Raw genomic sequence first — 16,368 nt, 5'->3', positions numbered from 1 at the left:
AACCTGCGGTAGAGTACAGCTCTACCGCTTTTTTATGCGAGGCATTGGATGCACACGATATTGATAACCGGATTTGAACCCTTCGGCGGCGAGAGTGATAACCCGTCTTGGCAAGTAGCAAAAGCATTAGAAGGCTGGCAGCCTAATGAGGAGTGCATTGTTAAAGCCGTGCGCCTGCCCTGCACCTTTGCAGACAGCTTACCGACGTTATACAGCGCGCTAGAATCGCTCAGTCCGGTAATGGTGATCGCCCTTGGCCAAGCCGGTGGTCGCGCAGAGATAAGCTTAGAGAAGGTCGCGATCAATTATCAGGACGCGCCCATTCCCGACAACGCCGGTAAGCAGCCGCATGATACGCCGGTGGTGCCATCTGGGCCCACTGCGTATTTCTCTACCTTGCCCCTCAACCGTTTAGTGAACGCATTGAACGAAGCGCATCATCCAGCCAGTGTTTCTTACACCGCGGGCACCTTTGTGTGTAACCACGTGTTTTATGGCTTGATGCATGCGCTGGCTCATCACACCGAGGTACGCGCCGGCTTTATTCATATTCCGTACAGCCCAGCACAAGCGTGCAAACACCGCGCCCCGAGCATGCCGGTGGGTGATGTGGTGGCAGCGATGAAAATAGCCATCGAGTTGAGTTTATTGGATGATGATGTCACCGCCGTATGTGAAGGAATGTTGCACTAACACGCGTTAGATGGCGCTCAGACGATGGAGCTCAAACAATGACGCCTAGCAGGCGGAGCACAGTGGCGGTTACCGTGCTCCTAACCTAATTGCTTAAAACAGCCACTCAGTGACGAGATCGTTGTCAGTCAGCACGCTATCGAGAAAGGCAAACAAGTGCGCATTCATCGGTGCCGTATCAAAGGCGCGAATGGAGGCAGGGTCTTGAATAAAGCGCTTGTTAGCGGCCTCACCCTCTGGATAGGCGGCTTGCAGTAAGCCTTCAACCGCCAGAGGCGTCAACTCAAGGTGGCATTGAAAGCCATACACCCGGGGTCCGTACTTCACGATCTGGCGCGGACAGCCTTCGCTGCTAGCCAATACACGACTATTTGGTGTCAGCCCCGGCATATCATTGTGCCAATGGCCCACAATTTCTTGCGGCGCGAAGTGCGGAATGTGCTCGTCGATGTGGCCATCTTCGCTTAATTGGATGGGGAAGTAGCCAATCTCGGGCTCAGGACTTTTCTGATACGGCGCGCCCAAGGCTTCACCAATCAGTTGCGCGCCGAGGCAAATCCCTAACACCGCGCTGCCTTGTTCGATACACTGCTTAATCAGCGCTTGCTCGCGTTGGCTATCGAAATGCGGACACTCAGACTGTGGCATATCTGGACTTTGCGGCCCGCCGAGTACCACCAGCAGATCAATGCCCTCACCGCTTTCTGGCAACGGCTCGCCCCGATACAAATGACTGGCGGTCACATGATAGGCACGCTCGTCACACCAATCTAGTATGGCTCCTGGGCCTTCAAACGCCTCGTGAATAACAAGATGGACGCGCATTCCTCACTCCTTGGGATTTGTTTTAGGCACGATTGCGGCTAAGCATACTATATTGAGCGTCGGCCTCAAGCCTTGCCCTCCACGAGTGGCGGGCGCGCCACAAACGCTTGAGTCAGCAGCTGAAACAGTTGTTCGGTTGTCGGCAGTTCATCTAGGTGCGCCGATAATGGGGTATGCACCTCGGCCTCTATGCGTTCGGGGTGACCACAAAGCTGATTACACAGCGATACAGGGGCAACAATATGTTGGCAATCGGCATCAATCAGCAAACACGCTTGCGCCAACATCACCGTTTGTTTGGCATCGCCTGCGCCCGTGCCTAAACGCAGGATACGCTGGGCGGTGCCCACCACTTTTTTGCCCGCAATATTGAGGTTGTAGTCACCATCACAATACGAACCAGGCGTGTCACCCACCGTGGTCGTAATGCCTAACTGATGGAAAAACGACTGTAAAATGGTGCAAAAATACTGGTACGCCGTTTGGATATGATAAGGGGTGTTATTCGGCCACACCGTCAGGTAAGACACGTTGATCACGCCGGGTAGTTGCGGCACCGGCGCCCCGCCTGTTCGGCGGCTTTGTATTTGCCAACCTAACGCTGATAGGGCGCGACGCAATTCAGGCGTTTGGGGCCATTTTTGGCCTGCTGGCAGCACCAAGGTTTGCGCATCTGGCTGCCAAAGCAGTAATGCCTCGTTGAGTTCGCCCTGCTCTACTCGGTGGATCAGCGCCTGCTCTTTCTCAAATGCAGACGCCACCGACAGCGAGGGATAACGCAAAATCGTTTTTTGAGTCGCCATCGTGCACTCGCTATCGTTATATTCCTATTATTCGGCTATTAACCGAACAAACGCTGCCAAATGCTTGGGTTGCGTTTGTCGTGGTACTCTTCACGCAAGGCATCGATTTGGCGCATTCCTTGTTTTGCTCGGTCAAGATCGCCTTCGCTCAGTGCGGTATCAATCTTATCCAAGGTCACCGCCAATTTATCGAACCCTTCCATAAAGGTATCCGCTTTTTCCGGTGGGTAGCTGCCCGCTTTGGCTTTCGCGACCAGGGTTTCTAATTTCGCAACCGGGGCTTGCATGGCGTCGATACTTTGTGCGCTCGCCGCCTCTTTAAAGGTCATTTTCATTTCTTTCATGATCGGCTTGAGCTCAGAGGCTGAAACGTTCAACGACAGCAGCACCGCCATCGCGCCCGTGAGTATGACTTTCTTCATTTTTGCTCCATCTAGTTGTTTTTTAGTAATAATATAGTTGCGTCATCTTACCCATTTATCACGGTCTTGCCCAGTGAAGAAGCGTAAACCAATGTAAAGCGCTTACACATTCCACATCCAGATGGTATGATAGTTGTAAATGATAATGATTTTAAGTTAGATAATATGAAACAGCCAAACTATCACCTCACACACGTTATCGATACCCAAACCGTCACACCCAATATGCAACGCCTTACCCTACAAGGTGAGATATTTGCAGACTTTCCGTCTGAGTGTGAAGGCGGCTATATCAAGCTGCTGTTTGATAAAGCGGGAAGTACCGATCTGAGCGGATTAGCAGAAGGCGAGCGCCCTGTGATGCGTACCTACACCATTCGCCGCTTTATGCCTAGCCAGCAGCAAATTGAAGTGGATATGGTTCGCCACCAAATCGAGCAAGCCGACTGTGGTTTTGCCGCACGCTGGGCACTGAATGCCCAAGTGGGCGATACCATTAATATTGCCGGCCCTGGGACGATTGCGCCAATCAATCAAGATGCAGATTGGTTCTTTATGGTTGCCGATATGACCGCGTTGCCAGCACTATCAGCCAAGATCAAAACCTTGCCTCGCGATGCCAAAGGCTATGCGGTGATCCAGCTCGATGCCGCAGAGGATGCCCAACCACTCGACGCCCCCGCGGGGATGGAGATTATTTGGCTGACCACACCGACGTTGGCCAAGACGGTAAAAGCACAGCCTTGGTTAAACGGGCAAGTGTCCGTGTGGTGTGCCTGTGAGTTTGAGAGCATGCGCGCACTGCGCCAATATTTCCGCAACGACCATGACGTCGAGCGTGAATTTATTTACATCAGCAGCTATTGGAAAAATGGCGTGACCGAAGAAGGCCACAAGGTGATCAAGCGCGAAGATGCGGAGAACAATCAGTAAGCCTAAACACCTTTTTTCAACTGCAGTGAGCGTGCTTATTGCGTCTCATCCCGCATAAAAAAAGCGCCGATAGCGGCGCTTTTTCGATCTTCAACTTCTAGTCGTCAACTTAGTTACCCTGCTTGTCGAGCAAATCGAAGAAGAAGGCATATTCTAATGCATCTTCTTTAATCCGCTTAAAGCGCCCCGATGCGCCGCCGTGGCCGGCTTCCATATCGGTTTTAAACACCAACGTATGGTTATCGGTTTTGAGTTCACGCAGTTTTGCGACCCATTTCATTGGCTCAAAGTACTGCACTTGCGAGTCATGCAAGCCTGTGGTGACCAACAAGTTAGGGTAGTCTTGCGCGGTGACATTGTCGTATGGTGAATAGCTGAGCATGTACTCATAGTAGGTTTTGTCATTCGGGTTGCCCCACTCGTCATACTCGTTGGTGGTCAGTGGAATCGACTCATCCAACATGGTGGTGACGATATCGACAAACGGCACATGCGCGGCCACGCCTAAATAGAGCTCTGGCGCTTGGTTGATGATTGCCCCCATTAACAGACCACCGGCTGAGCCGCCAACGGCAAACACCTTGTCTTTATCGCCATAGCCTTGCGCAGTCAGCGCTTTAGTCACATCAATAAAGTCGTTAAAGGTATTCTTTTTGGTAAGCTTTTTGCCGTCGTCATACCAAGGGCGACCTAGCATTTCAGAGCCGCGAATATGGGCAATAGCAAAGACAAAGCCGCGATCTAACAGGCTTAAACGCGTGGTGGAGAACATGGGCTCCATAGTGGCGCCGTAGGAGCCGTAACCGTATTGATAAAGCGGATTAGTGCCATCTTTTTTGAAGCGGTCTTTACGGTACACCAAAGACACGGGCACTTGCGCGCCATCACGTGCGGTGATCATCACCCGCTCGGATTGGTAGTTATCCGGATTAAAATCACCCAGCACTTGGTTTTGTTTGAGCATTTCACGCTCGCCAGACGCTAAGTCAAACTCGTAATAGGTGCCCGGTGTGGTCAAGCTGGTGTAATACACGCGCACCGCAGAATTGTCCATTTCCGCATTGCCGGTCAGGTAAGACGCATAGGCCGAGTCGTTAAACGAGAGCTGATATTCCTCCCCAGTGGTGAAGTTACGCACCGTGGTTCGCGGCAAACCATTTTCGCGTTGCTCGTACACCAAGTGGTTATCAAATAGCGTAAAATCTACCAACTGCACCTTATCGTTTGGCGCGATCACATCTTGCCATTGGCTGCGATCGTCACGCTCACTTTGATGAACCTTCATCAAGCGGAAGTTGACTGCTTGGTAGTTGGTATAGATGTAATACCACTCGCCACGCTTCGCCACGTCATATTCAATGCCGGTTTCTCGCGGATAAAACGCTTCGGCGGTGGCATTCGGATCATTGGCATCCACGAGCGATACGCCGCTGGTTTCAGTGCTGGAGTGCCAAATAAAGATCTGCTCACCGTCTTTGCTTTTACTCAAGCCGGTGTAGTAGCTGGTATCCGTTTCTTCGTAAATTAACGTATCAGCGGATTGTGGGGTGCCCAAACGGTGGCGATACACCTGATAACCCAGCAAGGTTTGCGGATCTTTTTTGATGTAGTAGAAGGCTTGGTTGTCGTTCTGCCACACAATACTGCTCGAGGCACCTTCAATTTTATCGTCGAGGTACTCACCGGTGGTGAGGTCTTTAACTTGAATGGTATAAACGCGGCGGCTAAGGGTATCTTCCCCATAGGCCAATAGGTTTTCGTTTGGACTGACACTGAGTTGGCCAATGCTGTAAAACTCATGCCCTTTCGCGAGCGCATTGACATCCAAAATTACCGTTTTGTCGGTGCCGGCAAAGTCTTTCGCTCGCACGTAAGTACGGTATTCATTATCGCCTTCCACTTCGCTGGAATAGAAATAACTGCCTTTTTTGACGGGAACCGAGGCATCGTCTTTGACAATACGCCCTTTGATTTCATCGAATAGTTTGGCCTGCATTGGCTCAGTGTGCGCGAGCACCTGGTCGGCATAAGCGTTTTCTTGATTAAGATGGGCGATCACATCAGGATCTTGGCGTGCATCGTCACGCATCCAATAGTAGTTATCCACGCGCGTGTCGCCGTGAATGGTCATTTCATGAGGGATTTTTTTCGCGACAGGCGCACTCAGTTCGCCTGGGCTGGAAGCTTTCACGTGTGACTCTCCTTGAAAACTGCACCCTGAGAGCAAAGACACCGCCAGTGCTCCGGTGAGTAAAATGTGTCGGGACATACTTTTCCTTCAGGTTTATTAGGCCGTAACAGTAAATTAACAAAAAAGCGCCTCTTTACTGACCTGAGGGCATCAAGCAAGTTCCAATAAACAATGTTCTTTTTATCGTTCGCAAATGACTCACATTCTAATGCGTCCTGAGTGCAAATATCATTGTATTTAGCGTTAAACGGCAAATTATCGCGTTTTAGCCACTTGGGGGTTAATCGACGGCACGAGCATCATCACCGACTGGGCGGCGACATCAATATGTTGCCCGCTCGAGACCGTGACGCCCGTTAGCATATCGCGCCAATCATTTTCCAGCGTCACTGAGAGTGATTGCGGCTCTAGCGATTTATTTAACACCACTATACCTGCCTCCCCCCGTTGCATCACCAGCCAGTCGTCGGTCGCCTCCAAGACACGCATGGGCTCACAATGGGTCAAATTATGAAAGGCGATCATTTTCACCATCTTTGGATCTTGCCACGCGTTTAGCCACCTTGGTTGGCCGTCTTCCCTTTTGATACCACTGGTATCAAGATCGGTATAAATCAATGGCACACCGCCATCGCGTCCCAATATATACGCGTAAGCAAGCCACTCGCTCGCTTCATCCATTACCAAACCTAAGAAAACCTCATTGTTGGGAATGTCATGGGTAATCGCAAACGTGATCGCGCGCCCTTTCGATAGCGCTTGGCCGAAGCAATAAGGGTCAATCAAAGATTTAAGGCTACCCTGGCTAGAAAAAGCGTGGTAAAGCGTTGAGAAAAGGGGGAAATCGTAAGCACCTAAACAAGTCTGTTGTAAATAGGGAGCAAGAAACAGTTCATACTCTTCTTTGCTCGCACCTCCGTCGGTGATGATTTCGCCGAAAATATGCACATCATGGGTAATATCATCCGTCCATACGCGCTTGAGGTGCTCTAGGGTCATGTGCTTAGCTGCATCAATCCGGAACCCTTTTACGCCAATGGCTTTTAACGCCTTAAGATAGGCGCGTTGCTGTGCTATCACATGATCACACACACGCAGTGTCGGCAATCCCGGATCGCTCCCCCCTCCGCTAATACGGCCGTTTTGTACTTGCCATCTATCTTTCCAATCCTGTATCCCAAATGCGTCGACGAAGTCATGCTCAGTAAAGAGTGGCTCGGATAAATCACCAAACAAGGTCAGTGTGCGATAGTGGTCTTCGTGCGCGTGATAGGCCGCCCTCACCGCTTGGCTGGGATAAGTCAAGTCGCTGCGAACATGCGCTTCATTGGCCATATGGTTGAAGACCACATCCACGTATGTAAGCACGCCAACACGGTTTAACGCCTCAACCATCGCTTTAAAATCCATCGTGTTTCCAAGCGCATTGTCAATCACACGATAGTCTTGGGGTTGATACCTAAGCCACCAGCGTTCGTCTTGTTCGCTTTTCATCGGGGGAGAGACCAGCACCGAGCCATACCCTAGCGCGCTGATCTCCTCGGCGCGTTGGACAACATCCGCATACTTCCAATCAAATGCATGCAAGATAACGTTGGCCCCTGATGATTGTGGGTCTTGTAAGCCGTTCATGTCTCTCTCCTCATCGCGTTCGCGCATCGACCGTGCTCCCGTTGTGGGTGAGCGTATTCAATGGTCAAAATTATAAGTGCTGTACGCAGCCCGCCCTCCTCCTTTGGTTGTTTGAATGAGGATGATGAGCAAGGCGTAGTCAGTGTTTCGCTGAGGATTAAGAAACCCTCGTTGGCCTGTATAACGGATGCCAAAACAGTGAGGGACGAAATAGGTTTGGCTCTTCAAGCGGGTTCGTAACCAGCTTTGCTTAAGGAATGGCGTGTAGGGTGTACTCTTTAAATGTGTTTTTCCCTTCATGCTTGGCACAATAAAGGGCATCATCCGCTTGCGCCACCAAGCAATCAATATCCAACGCCTCGGTGGTGGTTGTCACTCCAATGCTGGCAGACAAGCGCATTTCAAGCGTTGAACCACTGATCTGAATAGCATTCAGCAACTCTGCAGATAACTGTTGCGCATTAGCACTGTCACAGTAAGGCAGCACGACCGCGAACTCTTCTCCCCCCAAACGCCCGACAACACCTTTTTCATCAATGATTTGCTCGAAAACGTCAGCACAATGTTTCAGTATTTTATCGCCAACCGAGTGGCCGAATGAGTCGTTAATGGCTTTAAAGTCATCCAAGTCGATCATCAATACACTGAGAGGGAAAGCGGCCGTCTCAACGCGCCGTTTAGCTTTTGCCAAAAATGCACGGCGATTTAATAGCCCAGTCAGACTGTCTCGGGTCGCTTCACGATGAAGCTTCTCGTGGACGCGCTCCAATTTATACAAAAAGATAATCAAAGTGTTGATCACGCTGTAAGCGATGCCCGATAAAATCAGCCCTGCTTGTAATAGCGACGTGCCCAGCAGCGGCGTAAACGAATCAGGATAAAAATGTGCAAATGTCGCCCTGCCGGCAAAGGCGATACTGAACCCACCCATCACCATGATGAGCCAACGCTTTAAACGCTGACCCCCTGTGTCCGTGCTACTCACGATGGTTTGTGTCATCAGCCCTAACTGCATACTGATGATCAAACTCGCGTACACCACACGACTCCCGATGTCATCAAGGTGCGATGCCATAAATATCACGGACAGAATAACAGGTAGCACCAACTGCCAACGCGGTACGTCACGCACAAAAATTTGCCCCAGCGCCCAATGGCTGAACGAAAATGCCACCATGACACAGACATTGTAAAAAACGATCCCAAAATAAGGATGAAGGTGTGGACGGGCAAACAAGAATAGGTTGCTAAAGCCATGAATAAAAAGCGAGAGCGCCCAGCCGTTAATCCCCGGCTCTTTGCGGTTTTGTACCAATAAAAAAGCCGCTAGCAGCCATTGGATTGCAGTCAGCGTAATGAGCAGTGTCGGTGCATCGAGTTTGAACATCAGAGATACATTAATGAGGGCGTACTTTAACTTTACCACTTTATCCGTGGTGGTTTTCCGGCAATCAATGTGCGCGGCTTCAATTTATCGCGGTTAATCTTTATGACAGTTTCAGCGTCCATGCGCCGATGCTACCCGCAGATCGTGAGCGATAGAATTAGTTGCGATACAAGACTTTGATAATATGCCATCCGAATTTGGTTTTTATCGGCCCAAGCGGGCGCAATAACTCACCACTGAATACCGCTTTATCGAACGGCGGTGCCATGTCACCGTGACGAAATTCGCCTAAATCACCGCCTCGCTTACCCGACGGGCATTGCGAGTACTTCTTCGCGAGCGTTTGGAAGTTTGCACCTTTTTTAAGCTGGTCAAGCAAAGAGGTTGCTTGCGACTTATCCTTCACCAGTATGTGAAGGGCTGCTGCTTTCTTGGCCATCGGGCTGCCTCGTAAAATTAAGGCCGCCCAGTATACCGGATTTCTTCAACTGGATAACAAGAATTGTGAGGCGACCAGAACCGACGCGCGAAGTAGGCTTTGAGCTGTTGATCTCGGCGAGTATGAAGTTCAGCGCGAAAAACCAGCAGCAATTCATTAGAGGTGGAAAGATAAAATAGAAAAAACTGGGTTCCTCCAGCCTTTTTTATGCCAGCTCTATTCAGTTTCTTCATGACCGACTGCTATTGATTTCTATCCGTTTCTATTGCAGTAACACTCCTTAAAACGCTGATTTGATCGCATTTTGATGCATAACAACACGTTGAAGGGAGCAGCGTTTATCGTCATAAAAAGCATCAAAAAGAGATCTAAATCACACTGCTGGCACGTTGATATTCATCTGACTTTAATATTTACACCTCTGATGGTTAAGCTGTCTGTATTATCTGCTATTTGTTTAAAAACATCGGCAGATGCTTTTACGGGTATAGGAGAGACAGGCACCTGTTGCCACCTCACTCGATGAGAAACCGATCTCAATCACACTCTCGTTAACCACGAGTGAAAGCTAATCCACATATCGGAGGGACATGATGTCCATTTACAGCCACCTTAAGCAATTGACTGCAATTTCATGCGTTGCCGCCGCGTTAGGCTTCTCAGCCATGGCCAATGCCGACACTTGGCGTTATGCCCACGAGGAGTACGAAGGTGACGTGCAAGACGTCTATGCACACAAATTCAAGGAGTATATTGAGGAGAACTCTGAGCACACACTGCAGATTTATCGTTTCGGTGAACTCGGTGAATCCGACGACATCATGGAACAAACGCAGGCAGGTATCCTTCAGTTTGTAAACCAATCACCTGGCTTTACCGGTTCGTTGATCCCAGAAGCACAAATCTTTTTTATCCCTTACCTGATGCCGACGGATATGGAAACTGTGATTGAATTTTTCCGTCAGAGTAAAGCGGTGAATGAAGACTTCCCCGAGCTGTATGAAGAGCAAGGTCTTGAGCTGCTCAAAATGTATCCAGAAGGCGAAATGGTGATGACGGCGGACGAGCCTGTGACTGAGCCAGCCGATCTTCAGGGTAAGAAAATTCGCGTCATGACTAACCCACTGCTTTCATCAACGTATGAAGCCTTTGGTGCGACGCCAACGCCATTGCCATGGGGTGAAGTATACGGTGCACTCCAAACCAATATGATCCAAGGCCAAGAAAACCCGATTTTCTGGATTGAGTCAGGCGGTTTGTACGAAGTATCACCTAACCTGATCTTTACGCACCACGGCTGGTTTACCACCGCCTCAATGGCAAATAAAGACTTCTTTGACGGCTTGTCGTCTGACGAGCAAGCGATGATCCGCGATGCCGCTGACTATGCGTTTAACCAAACCGTTGAACACATCCGTGGCTTGGCTGAAGAATCGCTTGAGAAAATCAAATCGTCGAGTGATGAAGTCACTGTGACACGCTTGACTGATAAGCAAATCGAGAAGTTTAAAGCGCGTGCGCCACAGGTAGAGGAAACCTTCTACGAAATGACTGGCGAAAGCGGTAAAGCACTTCTTAACCAGTTTAAGAAAGACTTGGACGCTGTTACTAACTAGTCGCTAATCACTCAGGCACCGTGTTATGCGGTGCCTGTTTACCCGAGGAATACGTAATGACCGATTCCGACTCTCTCACGTACCACTCCGAGCTTCCCGGCCTCCTTGGCAAACTGGATACCCTGATTTGTAAAATCGAGTCCTTCATGTTGGCCGCTGGTGTGCTCTTAATGGCCCTAAATACCTGTGTCAACGTTATTGCACGTTTTGGTTTTGGGCAGGGCTTATTTTTTTCTGGCGAAATCAATCGCATTTTAATTGTTTTAATCACCTTTGCAGGGATTGGCTACGCGGCGCGTCATGGTCGCCACATCCGTATGTCTGCTCTGTATGACACCCTGCCTTTCAAAGGTAGAAAGATCTTAATGACAAGCATTGCGCTGATCACAGGCCTTATCATGCTGGTGTTGGCGTATTTTTCTTATCAATACATTGTCTCCGTTTATGACCGCGGTCGTATCTTGCCAGCACTTGGCTTCGAGATTTGGTGGATTTATATCTGGGTGCCACTCGGATTTATCGTCACCGGCATTCAGTACTGGTTGACTGTCTATAAAAATCTCACCTCACCCGATGTTTACCTCTCCGCTGGCGTCCTCGATGGTTACGCTGAGACAGAAAGTGAAGTTTAAATAGGCACCTACCACTATGGCCATGACGTTAATGCTCATCATGATTGTCTTGCTCGTGCTTGGCTTTCCAATGATGGTCCCTTTGATTGCTGCCGCGCTAACCGGTTTTTACATGATGTTTGGCGGCGTTGGTCAAATGGACACTTTTATTCAGCAAGTGCTGGGAGGCATCCGCCCTGCCTCATTGATTGCTGTTCCTATGTTTATTCTCGCCGCCGACATTATGACGCGGGGACAATCCGCTAACCGACTGATTGATATGGTAATGACCTTTATTGGTCATATCCGTGGCGGGTTGGCGATCAGTACCGCCACCTCTTGTACCCTATTTGGTGCCGTGTCTGGCTCAACACAAGCGACCGTGGTGGCCGTTGGCTCGGCATTGCGTCCAAAGCTGCTCAGAGCCGGCTACAGCGACTCTTTTTCGCTCGCGTTAATCATCAACTCTAGTGATATCGCCTTTTTGATCCCACCCAGCATCGGGATGATCATTTACGGGGTGATCTCAGAAACCTCCATTGCCGAGCTATTCATTGCTGGGATTGGTCCTGGGTTAATGATTCTGACCTTTTTCTCGCTCTACTGCTTGTATTACGCCACTGTCCACAAAGTGCCGACTGAGCCTAAAGCGAGCTGGAGCGAGCGGATTACCGCCACCCGCAAAGCCTTGTGGCCACTGATGTTCCCACTGATCATCGTCGGCGGGATTTATGGCGGTGTCTTTAGTCCCACGGAAGCGGCCGCGGTGTGTGTGCTTTATGCGATGATCTTAGAATTTGGCGTCTTTCGCTCACTTAGCAGCAAAGATGTGTTCACGATCGCACGCTCAACAGGTCTAATTACCGCTGTGGTCTTTATTCTTGTCGGCGTGGGCAACGGTTTTTCTTGGATCATTTCTTTCGCGCAAATCCCGCAAACCATTCTCGAAGCGGTGGGGATAAGTGAAATGGGCCCAATGGGTGTGTTGGCCTCCATTTCAATTGCCTTTTTTGTCGCCTGTATGTTCGTTGATCCGATTGTGGTTATCTTGGTACTCACGCCCATATTTGCACCTGCGATAGAAGCCACTAGTCTTGATCCTGTACATGTGGGGATTGTGATCACCTTGCAAGTGGCGATCGGCTCAGCAACACCTCCGTTTGGCTGTGACATTTTTACTGCTATTGCGATTTTCAAAAAACCCTATTGGGAAGTTATCCGAGGAACGGGGCCATTTATCGCGATGCTGCTGCTGTCAGCCGCGCTGCTGGTGATGTTCCCTCAGATTGCGTTATTCCTACGTGATATCGCGTTTGGGTAACTAAACAACAGGAGTACTTGGATGTTTAAACGAATACTGGTTGCCGTCGATGGCTCATATTCTGCGTTAAATGCGTTAGATAAAGCGATTGAGTTGCAACAACTTACTCATGCTGAGCTCTACTTATTGTGTGTGTTTAAACATCACAGTTTGTTTGAGGCTTCACTATCGATGGTGCGCCCCGATCGGTTGCAGATCCCAGATCAGACCCTGAGCGAATACGCGCGCAACATTGTTGAGCAAGCCAAACAACATGCGCTCGAAAACGGTGGCGAGAGTGTGCGTGGGTTTGTCAAAGGTGGACGCCCTTCCAAAACCATCATCAAGTTTGCGAAAAGCAAAGAGGTGGATTTGATTGTTATGGGCGCGCATGGCACCCACTCAGACAAAGACGGTATGTTTCTTGGCAGTGTCTCCCACCGTGTGGCAGGCCGTGCACATTGTCCCACTATGGTGGTTTAACCGTCTGTGATGGCATTTTGTCGCACGTTGTAACTGCACCCGGTCATCACGACAAGAAAAAGGCCAGTATCGAAAGATGCTGGCCTTTTTTATCAATGTTTTAAGCGCGTTTATTGCATGTGGAAATAATGGCTATTTAGTACGAGGTGGACACCGATAGAGGCGAAGTAACCAAGCATGATCACTGGCGCCCATTTTAGGTGGCCAAAGAAAGTGTATTTGCCGTGCGCTTGTCCCATCAAGGCCACCCCGGCCGCTGAGCCTAACGACAACAAGCTACCACCAACACCCGCCGTTAACGTCACCAATAGCCAGTTACCGTGCGACATTTCAGGGCTCATCGTTAATACCGCAAACATGACCGGAATGTTATCCACCACCGCTGATAACACGCCAACGAGGGTATTCGCCCAGACAGGGTTCCACTCGAGATACATCACATTCGAGACCAGCGATAAGTAACCAATTAAGCTAAGGCCGCCAACACACATCACCACCCCATAGAAGAAGAGTAAGGTGTCCCACTCAGCATGGGAAATACGGCGGAAGACATCAAAAGGCACCACTGAGCCCAGTCGACGTAATGCGGCTTCATCATTTTTCGCCTCAGCAATAGCACGTTTACGCGCTAACGAGCGCGGAAGCGTGCGGCGCAGATAAAAACCAAAGAACTGCAGATAAGCCAACCCCATCATCATCCCCATCACTGGCGGGAAGTGAATAAAGCCATGGAAAGCAACCGCAGTGGCAATAGTGAGCAAGAACAACACCATGATGCGGCGAGCACCGCGTTTGAGCTCGACATGCTCTTGCATCACATCCGGTTGTGTACGTGGGATAAATAGCGACATGATAAAGGCAGGGATCACGTAGTTAACCACAGACGGAATAAACAAGGCCCCGAATTCGGCAAAGGTCACTTTGCCCGCCTGCCACACCATCAAGGTAGTGATGTCACCAAAGGGACTAAAAGCACCGCCGGCGTTTGCCGCCACAACAATGTTGATGCAAGCTAGGTTAATAAACCGAGGGTTATCACCGCCAATTTTTAACACAATGGTACACATTAACAGTGCAGTGGTAAGGTTATCCGCCACTGGCGAGATAAAGAAAGATAGGATCCCGGTAATCCAAAACAGGCTTCTCAAATCGTAGCCTTTACTCAAAATCCACGCTTTCAAGCCATCGAATAGACGCCGTTCCTCCATCGCCGAGATGTAGGTCATTGCCACCAACAAGAACAATAATAGCTCGGCGTACTCCAACAGATTGTGCTCTAGCGCAGCATGCGCCGGTGCCATATTGCCCCATTGAGAGTAGGCAAAACCAATGAGCAGCCAAATCAAGCCAGCCGCCAGCAAAACAGGCTTCGATTTTCGCAAGTGAAGCTTTTCTTCTAGCATCACTAAGCTGTAGGCAACCGCAAAGATTGCCAAAGACGCATAGCCCACCCAGGACTGAGTTAAATCCAGCCCTTCTCCTGTCGTAGCGGCAAAAGCCGTTGGCGATACCATCGCCAACGCCGCAACCAAACGCTTCATCCTTGAGCCTCCAAATTTTGTTTCCTTACTTCTGATATGACAATTAAGTCGTGTTAATCAGTCTGTTTCCGACTGTTTATTGGCCTACCACCCGTCATAGAGACAAATCGCGTCGCCTCGGCGTGGTGACACATTTCTCACCATTAAAAGACAGTTTAAAAAGCGTGCTCTGTGGCAATCGTGCAATGTATCAATTGTTTATTTTGCACGGATAGGTCACCGCAGAACAAAAGCGAACATAATATTAACAAATATGGCGTTAACGTCTATTGCTAAGCACGTTTCAACCGTAAAAAAGAGGTGACATGGGTTACTGTCAAGATTAATAATATCAACTTACTAGTTGGTAATCGCTGTCATAGTCAGCAAAAATCGACTAGATTTAAATAAAAAGTGAATGATTTTAGTCATCCTCATTGAAAAAACCAAAAAATAACACTTACACAACATCGCAAACGCATCATTGCTACTTGCTGGGATGCATCGTTCGAAGAAGGGAGTCACTATGAAAGCACCTAAACTCGCTGCCATTGTCTGCGCGGCTGCGCTGTCAGTGGGAACGACCACTTCCGCCCTGGCTGAAACGGCGCATGTCGCCGTCTCTCAGATTGTGGAACACCCTGCGCTAGACGCCGCCCGCAATGGCCTATTGGATGGCTTAATTGCTAAAGGTTATACCCAGGGCGAGAATCTCGATTTTAAATATCAAACTGCACAAGGTAACCCCGCTATTGCGGTACAGATTGCCCGTCAGTATGTCGGCGAACAGCCCGATGTACTTGTCGGGATTGCGACCCCCTCAGCACAAGCACTCGCGGCCGCTACCCGTGATGTGCCAGTGATTTTTACCGCTGTGACCGACCCTGTCGGCGCTAAGCTGGTCAAAAACATGGATGCCCCCAGCGGCAATGTGACTGGCCTGTCTGATCTTTCTCCTGTGGCACAACACGTCGCACTGGCCAAAGAACTTTTACCTAGTCTTTCCTCTATTGGCGTGGTGTACAACCCAGGCGAAGCAAACGCAGTGACCTTAGTCGAACTTCTCAAAGAAGCGGCGCAGCAGCATGGGATTAAAGTGGTCGAAGGGACTGCACTAAAAAGTGCCGACGTCCAGTCTGCCGCACAAGTCGTCGCGACACAGTCTGATGTGATTTACGCTCCAACAGACAACACGGTCGCCAGTGCCATTGATGGCTTAGTGGCAGCGGCTAATTCGGCAGGCACACCCGTTATCGGCGGCTCCACCTCTTATACCCCGAATGGTGCCGTGGTGGCATTAGGCTTTGATTACTACTCAGTTGGCGTACAAACCGCAGATTATGTTGCCGCGGTGCTGGAAGGCAAACCGATTTCATCATTGCCAGCGAAAGTGGCGGAAGGGTCAGACCTTGCTGTCAATCGCGCAGCGGCTAAGAAACTCGGCCTTGAGGTGCCTGCGTCTATCTTAGATCGCGCCTCACGCATCGTAGACTAGTTTGTATCAGTCTTGGAG

At 49.8% G+C, this 16,368-nt stretch carries 15 protein-coding genes; 7 read left to right on the top strand and 8 right to left on the bottom strand.

Features of this window, described 5'->3' with window-relative positions; genetic code table 11:
• Nucleotides 1-48: 48 nt before the first annotated feature.
• A complete protein-coding gene (gene pcp / locus N8M53_RS14955) occupies nt 49-693 on the top strand; it encodes a pyroglutamyl-peptidase I (protein WP_269580146.1) in 645 nt (214 codons plus the stop codon).
• Nucleotides 694-786: 93 nt separating this feature from the next.
• On the opposite strand, the gene N8M53_RS14950 is transcribed toward pcp, so the two are convergent.
• From N8M53_RS14950 to N8M53_RS14940, 3 genes are all read right to left on the bottom strand, one after another.
• Nucleotides 787-1,518, bottom strand: coding sequence for a glutamine amidotransferase-related protein (locus tag N8M53_RS14950; protein ID WP_269580145.1), 732 nt, complete (start codon nt 1,516-1,518; stop codon nt 787-789).
• 65 nt (nt 1,519-1,583) lie between these two features.
• Complete coding sequence (locus N8M53_RS14945; protein ID WP_269580144.1) at nt 1,584-2,321, bottom strand: lipoate--protein ligase family protein; 738 nt, start codon at nt 2,319-2,321, stop codon at nt 1,584-1,586.
• A gap of 38 nt (nt 2,322-2,359) precedes the next feature.
• Nucleotides 2,360-2,743, bottom strand: a complete 384-nt coding sequence (locus N8M53_RS14940; RefSeq protein ID WP_269580143.1) for a cytochrome b562 — start codon at nt 2,741-2,743, stop codon at nt 2,360-2,362.
• A gap of 165 nt (nt 2,744-2,908) precedes the next feature.
• Between N8M53_RS14940 and N8M53_RS14935 the strand changes: the two genes are divergently transcribed.
• Nucleotides 2,909-3,676, top strand: a complete 768-nt coding sequence (locus N8M53_RS14935) for a siderophore-interacting protein (RefSeq protein WP_269580142.1) — start codon at nt 2,909-2,911, stop codon at nt 3,674-3,676.
• Between the two features lie 109 nt (nt 3,677-3,785).
• Here N8M53_RS14935 and N8M53_RS14930 read toward each other — a convergent pair whose 3' ends face one another.
• The 4 genes from N8M53_RS14930 to ppiC all read right to left on the bottom strand — a co-directional run bounded on the left by N8M53_RS14930 (nt 3,786) and on the right by ppiC (nt 9,325).
• Entirely contained in the window at nt 3,786-5,945 is a 2,160-nt protein-coding gene (locus N8M53_RS14930) for a S9 family peptidase (RefSeq protein WP_269580141.1), read from the bottom strand.
• A gap of 177 nt (nt 5,946-6,122) precedes the next feature.
• On the bottom strand, nt 6,123-7,499 hold the full coding sequence (locus tag N8M53_RS14925; RefSeq protein WP_269580140.1) for an alpha-amylase family protein: 1,377 nt from the start codon (nt 7,497-7,499) through the stop codon (nt 6,123-6,125).
• A gap of 250 nt (nt 7,500-7,749) precedes the next feature.
• Nucleotides 7,750-8,886 (bottom strand): GGDEF domain-containing protein, encoded by a 1,137-nt coding sequence (locus N8M53_RS14920; RefSeq protein ID WP_269580139.1) that lies wholly within the window; start codon nt 8,884-8,886, stop codon nt 7,750-7,752.
• A gap of 157 nt (nt 8,887-9,043) precedes the next feature.
• Nucleotides 9,044-9,325 carry a peptidylprolyl isomerase PpiC gene (ppiC, locus tag N8M53_RS14915; protein WP_269580138.1) on the bottom strand — a complete coding sequence of 94 codons (282 nt, stop codon included), beginning with the start codon at nt 9,323-9,325 and terminating at the stop codon, nt 9,044-9,046.
• Between the two features lie 593 nt (nt 9,326-9,918).
• Between ppiC and dctP the strand changes: the two genes are divergently transcribed.
• The 4 genes from dctP to N8M53_RS14895 are packed head-to-tail and all read left to right on the top strand — an operon-like array spanning nt 9,919 to nt 13,335.
• Nucleotides 9,919-10,941, top strand: coding sequence for a TRAP transporter substrate-binding protein DctP (gene dctP, locus N8M53_RS14910; protein ID WP_269580541.1), 1,023 nt, complete (start codon nt 9,919-9,921; stop codon nt 10,939-10,941).
• Nucleotides 10,942-10,997: 56 nt separating this feature from the next.
• On the top strand, nt 10,998-11,573 hold the full coding sequence (locus tag N8M53_RS14905) for a TRAP transporter small permease (RefSeq protein ID WP_046075960.1): 576 nt from the start codon (nt 10,998-11,000) through the stop codon (nt 11,571-11,573).
• A 16-nt stretch (nt 11,574-11,589) separates the two neighbouring features.
• Nucleotides 11,590-12,873: a TRAP transporter large permease gene (locus tag N8M53_RS14900; protein WP_046075961.1), complete on the top strand. Its 1,284-nt coding sequence runs from the start codon at nt 11,590-11,592 to the stop codon at nt 12,871-12,873.
• Nucleotides 12,874-12,894: 21 nt separating this feature from the next.
• On the top strand, nt 12,895-13,335 hold the full coding sequence (locus N8M53_RS14895; protein ID WP_077521750.1) for a universal stress protein: 441 nt from the start codon (nt 12,895-12,897) through the stop codon (nt 13,333-13,335).
• Nucleotides 13,336-13,445: 110 nt separating this feature from the next.
• On the opposite strand, the gene nhaD is transcribed toward N8M53_RS14895, so the two are convergent.
• Nucleotides 13,446-14,876, bottom strand: a complete 1,431-nt coding sequence (gene nhaD, locus N8M53_RS14890; protein ID WP_269580137.1) for a sodium:proton antiporter NhaD — start codon at nt 14,874-14,876, stop codon at nt 13,446-13,448.
• Between the two features lie 505 nt (nt 14,877-15,381).
• Here nhaD and N8M53_RS14885 point away from each other — a divergent pair.
• The gene (locus tag N8M53_RS14885; RefSeq protein WP_269580136.1) at nt 15,382-16,350 is read left to right on the top strand and encodes an ABC transporter substrate binding protein; all 969 of its coding nucleotides are present in this window, start codon (nt 15,382-15,384) and stop codon (nt 16,348-16,350) included.
• Nucleotides 16,351-16,368: the final 18 nt, after the last annotated feature.

Origin of the sequence: Salinivibrio kushneri (assembly GCF_027286325.1) — a bacterium.
Classification (GTDB): domain Bacteria; phylum Pseudomonadota; class Gammaproteobacteria; order Enterobacterales; family Vibrionaceae; genus Salinivibrio; species Salinivibrio kushneri_A.
The sequence above is the reverse complement of the archived record's forward strand: the minus strand, read 5'-3'. Positions and strand labels throughout refer to the sequence as shown.